Here is a 6274-nt window from a genome sequence, read left to right as displayed (position 1 = left end):
GGCGATCACGGGTTGCCGATCGCGACAGCAGTCATTGCCGAGTTCCGGAAACGAAACGCGCTCCTTCCCTCGCTGCATTCCATCGAGAAGATTGGCCTCGGCGGTCGCGCGATAGCTCGCCGACGAGCTGAGAAAGAACTCGTCGAAGGTAGGCGCCAAATTGAGTCGGGAATGCGACAGCGACATACCCATACAGCCCACTCCTGGGTTCACGGAGGCCCGGAAAGCCAACCTCTGAGGCGTAGGTTGGCAGTCAGTAGCGGTCGGCTTCGATTACTGCGTCGGCAAAGGCTCGCGGAGATTCCTGCGGCAGATTATGTCCGATGCCGCCGCTGATGACCCTGTGCGAATATCTGCCGGAGAACTTCTTGGCGTAGGAACTGGCGCCCGGATGCGGCGCGCCATTGGCGTCGCCTTCTAGGGTGATGGTGGGCGCGGCAATGACTGGGGCTTGGGCGAGCCGGTTTTCCAGATCATCGTATTTCGGCTCGCCTTCAGCAAGCCCGAGCCGCCAGCGGTAGTTGTGGATCACGATGCTGACATGGTCCGGATTGTCGAAGGCCGCTGCGCTGCGCTCGAAGGTGGCATCATCGAAATTCCACTTCGGCGAAGCGAGCTGCCAAATGAGTTTGGCGAAATCGCGCCTGTATTTCTCATAGCCGGCACGACCGCGGTCCGTGGCGAAGTAATATTGGTACCACCACTGCAGCTCCGCCTTGGGTGGCAACGGCAGCGTGCCGACTTGCTGATTGCCAATGAGATAGCCGCTCACCGAGACCATCGCTTTGCAACGTTCGGGCCAGAGCGCAGCAAGGACGTTCGCCGTCCGGGCACCCCAATCGCAGCCGGCGATCGTGGCTCTTTCGATCCCCAGCGCGTCCATCAGGGCGATTGCATCTGTGGCGAGCGCCGACTGCTGGCCGTTGCGCATCGTCTCGTCCGACAGGAACCGTGTCGTGCCATAGCCGCGCACGTAAGGCACAATCACGCGATACCCTTCTGAGGCAAGCATGGACGCGACGTCGACGTAGGTGTGAATATCGTATGGCCAACCATGGAGCAGGACGACGGGTGCGCCGTCGGCGGGCCCTAGCTCCGCATATCCGACGTTCAGCGCCCCGGCATTGACCTGCTTGAGCGCGCGGAATGATTTGTGCGCCGCCTGCGTCGCGGACGCCGGTGCCTGGCTCGTCCAAGTGGCCGCCATGCTTACCGGGACATTCAAGCCAAACTCGGTGGCGGCGAACGTCATTGCCGCGGCACCAACAATGCGGCGGCGACTATGGTCGATCGTCTCGGAAGACTTGCTCTTATCCATGATGAAGCCTTTGTGATTGCGATGACCGACAAGGAGGAACCTCAGCATCGACCTAAGGAGGACGTATTACGCCGATCCGACGGCGGCTTTATCGATTCAAGCATTGGAATCGCGCTGCGCCGCGCGTGCGATCCCAATTGGGTGGTTCATTTTGAACAGGCCGCCGCGAGACCGGCGGCCCTGCCCAGTGTTATTGGTAGCCAATACCGCCGACATAGCTGGCGAGCAGCCGATCCTGGAGTTCCTCTTGTTCGAAGAGCGCCTTCATCGCATCGCGGATATCGAGAATGCCAAGCGGTTTCGAGCCGGCGCCGAGAACCGGAATGTTCTGAAGCCGTTGTGCGACCATGATCTGCCAGACCGAATGAACGTCATCTTCGGGACCGCACGAGACGAGAGCCCGGCTCATCAATGTCGATACGGGGGCTTCCGCCGGTCCCGAATTCGCCAGGTGACGCACGAGGTCGGACTTGCTCAACACCCCTGCTGCCTCCCCACTGCCATGGCAAACGATGACCAGGCCTATGGCCGGATTGGAAAGTGACAGCGCGGCATTCCGCGCCGTAGCGTCCACGTCGATCACCATGAGGCGCGCCGATGTCACTGGATGCAGGCTGTCGATGCGCATGACGTCCTCCTGGGCGCGCCTTGCGGCCGTAGCCGAAGGATAGCTTTCAGTTTAGGCATGGTTGCGGAGTTTGGCCGGAAATCCGCCGGAAGCGCCCCGCATTCATTTCCCGTAAATCGTCAATTCCTTCTCGCTGGTATCGACGACGAAGATCGCAAGCAGGCGAGCGCGTTCCGTCTTGCTCGCGTTTTCGCTGACGGAATGATGGTCGCCCGGAAATTCAGAGAAACTTTCGCCGGCGCGATATGTCGTTACGGGTCCATCGTTGACCTGGCTTCGGATCGCCCCCTCCAGAACTGTCGCGTAAATGAACGCGGAATTCGGATGGGTGTGGGCCGGCGATGTACCGCCCGGCTCGTACTCGACAAGCACGGCTTTCATGCTCTTGCCAGGCACATTTGGAAGAACGTGGTCGTAGACAAGCTTCACGCTTGCATCGTCATGGGCCATGGCTGCGGGAATAAAAGCGGTGGTGAATGCCGCCGCGCAGAGGAACGTATTGAGCATGTCTTGTCTCCAGTTTGCAAGAATGAGTGGGAGAGACAGCCGATCTGCTTGAGATGAGCTCGGCGTTCCCTTCTTCTGACTGCTTATTTCTGTTGCGCAGACCGGCTGAGCCAATCGTCGAAGTGTATCGAGCCGATGCGCGCATTCTCGCCGGGGACGAGCGTTCGATCGTCAATTTCCACTGCGCCGTAGTAGAGCGCGTGAGGATCCACGACCAGTTTGCGAGGGTCCTTGGTAGCCTTCAGGAACCGCCCGACAAGTTCGCTGAGACGCACGCGCTCCGGACCGGCAATTTCGATCATGCCGTTCAGTGGCGCGGCAAGCGCGGCGTCCGCCATCGCGTCAGCGACATCGTCGGCCGCCATCGGTTGGAAATACGCCGGGGACATAGTGATGGTATCCCCAACCGCGCCTGTGTTTGCGAGAGCGGCCGTGAATTCGAAGAACTGCGTCGCGTGAACGATCGTATAGGGAATTCCCGACTCTTTGATGAGCCTCTCCTGAGCCATCTTGCCGCGGAAATAACCCATGCCCTGCAGGCGGTCGGTGCCGACGACCGACAGCGCAACGTGATGACGCACGCCAGCTGCCGTTTCGGCTGCAAAGAGGTTTCGCCCGGCCGTCTCGAAGAACTCGATGGCAACCTTTTCCTCGAACGACGGCGAGTTCGCGAGATCGACGACGACCTGCGCGCCCGCAAGCGCGACGGCCAGGCCTTCGCCCGTGACGGTGTTGACTCCCGAGTTCGGTGAAGCCGCAAGCACGTCATGTCCTTTGTTTCGTAGCCTCTCCACTGTCTTTGAGCCGATCAGCCCGGTTCCGCCGATGACGACGATTTTCATGTCTATGCTCCTAGTTTTGCCTGTTCGATAGAACGGATGGCGTTCCGGCCAGCTGCTCACTGTGCCGATGCCGCATCCTCGATCAGCGAGGTGACCTCGCCGGGATGCGAGACCATCACAGCGTGGGATGCACCCTCGATGACGACGGTCTTTACGGCGTGCGCGCGCTTCGCCATGAAGCTCATGACGGCTGGCGGGATATTACGGTCATCCGAGCCATAGATCATGTAGGACGGCAGAACCTTCCACGAAGCGACGCCCGAAACCTCAGCCAGAGCTGCCTGCGTAACGGGGCGTTGAGTGGCCGCCATGAGCAAAGTCTGCTCTTCCGGGACGTCGGCGGCGAACTGGGCGCGGAACTTGGCCGGCTGAATGAAGAGATCCTGTCCGCCGTCGGGCAATGCGACTGGGACAATTGCGCTCCCCAAGGTGCTGCCGGGAAACTTGCTGGAAAGCGTGAGGCTCGATTCGCCGGTATCCGGCGCGAATCCCGCCACATAGACCAAGGCCTTCACATTGGCATTGCCATTGGCCGCCTCGGTGATGACAGGCCCGCCATAGGAATGGCCCACCAGCACGACCGGCCCGGAGACCGACCGGACGATGGCTGAGACCGCCGCCGCATCGCTCGCGACGCTGCGGAGCGGATTGGCTGCGGCTATCGCTGTATAACCGTCGGCGCTGAGTTTTGAGATGACTGCATCCCAGCTTGACGACTCGGCGAAGGCGCCATGCACCAGCACGATCGTCGGCTTGGACTGAGAACCCGCGGTCTGGGCCATCGCGCTGCTCGATACGGCAAGCGCCGCGGTGAGCGCCAGGATTCCAGTGATATTTGGCATTTGCTTTTCTCCTTTATGGCCTGTCGTGACCAGTGAGGAGGAAAATGCGACGACCCGACCCGCGCGGCTATTCTACGGAAGGGTCTGTCATCCGATGCCAAGGTACAGGGTAGGCCATCAGGGGACGGGACCCGCGGGACGAGGCCCGATTTCCCGTGCTTCGCAATGAGGTATTTATCGCTGGTGTGGAAGGCCGGCAGAAGCCGGAACAGGAATCGCGGCCGCTGGCCAGCGGATTTCCGCTGTAATTCTTCATAGCCTGGCGCCGAAGGTCTCTGGCGAAGAGAGTTCACACTTCAAGCGGGCCGTCGCCATGATCCTCGACGACATCGGAGCGGCGGTTTTGGAGCGCGTCGCGTCGAACGGATTCACGCGACGCGCTCTAAGTTTTTGTTCGATGTATGTCTGCGAAACCGGGGTCACTTTTGCGCGACGTGCATTAACCCGACAGGCGGTCAGTAATCCCAGACGGCCGGTACGCAACGAAAGGCGTCGCCGTCGACCGCGACGTGGCAGACGGATGGGAACGACAGGTGAGTGGCCACCAGGGGCTCGCGGGTCGCCGCCAACTCCCGCAAGAGGCTGATGCGGACGCGGGCCGCCTCTTCGGGATCATGTTCGAAGCCGTTGTGCCAGTCGGGGCGGTCGAACCCGACCTGGAACACAGCATCGCCCGCGAACGTCAGCCGGTCGCCGCCTGACGCGAGGCGGACCACGCTGTGTCCGGGGGTGTGGCCGCCGGTGCGACGAACGACCACCCCCGGCGCGACCTCGTATTCATCTTCGAACGGCCGCAACTGGTTATGGTACTCGTTCACGAACCGCTTGGCCGTCCGCCGAAGTGCGTCCGGGAATCCTTGCGGCATTGAGACCCGAGAGAAATCGGGCGACTCCCAGAACTTGAGCTCGGCGGCTGCCACGTGGATCCGCAGATCCGGACGCAGCTGGTCCTTCACCCCGTCGACGAGCAGCCCGCCAATGTGGTCCATGTGCATGTGGGTAAGCACCACGTCGGTCACGGATGCGAGATCGATGCCGGCGCCCTCCAGCCGCTGGCCCAACCGCCCGGCCTGCGGCAAGTGCAAGTCCGGGTCCATCCCCAGCCCGGCATCGACGAGTATGGTCCGGCCGCCGCTACGCACCACGATCACGTTCAGCGGCCACTCGAGCATTTCCGGCGGCAGGAACATGTCCTCCAGCCAGGCCGCCCGGACGGCCGGGTCGACATTGTATGCCATAACCGGGGCTGGTATCGGTAGTACTCCATCGCTGACCACCATTACTTCAATCTCGCCGACCCGCAGCGCGTAACGCGACGGAACCAACTCGTCGGACCCCGGTCTACCGGGGTGTGAGGTGTTGTCCAAGCTCATGTTTGTCTCCTGCTGATCGCCTTATCCACGGCCGTATCGGCCACCTCCGCCGCTGGTCCCATGGGTTGGCACGCGCCTCCATCGACCCACTGGCGTCGGTGGAGGAAGTTGCACCGCATCGGCCCGCGCGGCCATCGAACGGAAGCGTCGGTTTCGCCATGCGAAGGTCTATGCCGGACCCGTTGAGAGCATCGGTGATCTCCCGCAAACGGCTATGATGCAGTCGGCGCGCCCCCGACATAGCGTTTTAGGCACGTCTTGGTCGGCACGCTGGTCCGAACGAGCAAGTCCGGCGCGGCCGAAAATCCTGCTCTTGCAAACAACGTCATCCCCTAAACTTTTGCCTACACATCCCGATCCATTTGTGCTGCCTAGACAGTCATCTCGTCTGGTCGATTAGCAAATGCGCGGCGTTTATCGTGCTGGAGTACTAATTATCAAAGAACTCAAGACAGGAGTCACCCAATGAAAATCATCACCCTTACTTGCACTGCTCTTGTTGTTTCAGCAGGAGTGGCATCTGCCGGAAGCGACCACTATGAACCGAGCGGAGATCAGCAGCCTGCAACTGCCACTGACTACATGCATGTCTTCTCGACCAAGAAGACTGGCAATGGTGCCGGCATGCCGCAAACCGTGCTCAAGCCGGCGGCTCCCACCCGCGAACCCGGCCAGGGCATTTGGGGCCACTGACGCCCGACAATCGGAAAATTGAAGGGGCGAGGCGTGACCTCGGTCCCTCTTCCGCCGCACCAGCGATACGT

Annotated in this window: 8 protein-coding genes; 1 reads left to right on the top strand and 7 read right to left on the bottom strand. The window is 61.2% G+C overall.

Going from position 1 to position 6274, the window contains the following annotated elements; genetic code table 11:
- From FJW08_RS32765 to FJW08_RS29030, 7 genes are all read right to left on the bottom strand, one after another.
- Positions 1–192, bottom strand: a 192-nt coding sequence (locus FJW08_RS32765; RefSeq protein ID WP_210241227.1) for a hypothetical protein, incomplete at its 3' end; no start/stop codon positions are given.
- Between the two features lie 61 nt (positions 193–253).
- Entirely contained in the window at positions 254–1318 is a 1065-nt protein-coding gene (locus FJW08_RS29055; protein WP_140813311.1) for an alpha/beta hydrolase, read from the bottom strand.
- 190 nt (positions 1319–1508) lie between these two features.
- Complete coding sequence (locus FJW08_RS29050; protein ID WP_140813310.1) at positions 1509–1946, bottom strand: CBS domain-containing protein; 438 nt, start codon at positions 1944–1946, stop codon at positions 1509–1511.
- Positions 1947–2048: 102 nt separating this feature from the next.
- Positions 2049–2396, bottom strand: a complete 348-nt coding sequence (locus FJW08_RS29045; protein WP_246682650.1) for a cupin domain-containing protein — start codon at positions 2394–2396, stop codon at positions 2049–2051.
- Between the two features lie 140 nt (positions 2397–2536).
- Entirely contained in the window at positions 2537–3295 is a 759-nt protein-coding gene (locus tag FJW08_RS29040; RefSeq protein WP_140813308.1) for an SDR family oxidoreductase, read from the bottom strand.
- A gap of 56 nt (positions 3296–3351) precedes the next feature.
- Positions 3352–4137, bottom strand: a complete 786-nt coding sequence (locus FJW08_RS29035; RefSeq protein ID WP_140813307.1) for an alpha/beta hydrolase — start codon at positions 4135–4137, stop codon at positions 3352–3354.
- Positions 4138–4592: 455 nt separating this feature from the next.
- Positions 4593–5510, bottom strand: a complete 918-nt coding sequence (locus tag FJW08_RS29030) for an MBL fold metallo-hydrolase (protein ID WP_140813306.1) — start codon at positions 5508–5510, stop codon at positions 4593–4595.
- 465 nt (positions 5511–5975) lie between these two features.
- Here FJW08_RS29030 and FJW08_RS29025 point away from each other — a divergent pair, with 465 nt between their 5' ends.
- Entirely contained in the window at positions 5976–6203 is a 228-nt protein-coding gene (locus FJW08_RS29025) for a DUF680 domain-containing protein (protein ID WP_140813305.1), read from the top strand.
- Positions 6204–6274: the final 71 nt, after the last annotated feature.

The organism is Mesorhizobium sp. B3-2-1, from assembly GCF_006439515.1.
Lineage (GTDB): Bacteria > Pseudomonadota > Alphaproteobacteria > Rhizobiales > Rhizobiaceae > Mesorhizobium.
The sequence above is the reverse complement of the archived record's forward strand: the minus strand, read 5'-3'. Positions and strand labels throughout refer to the sequence as shown.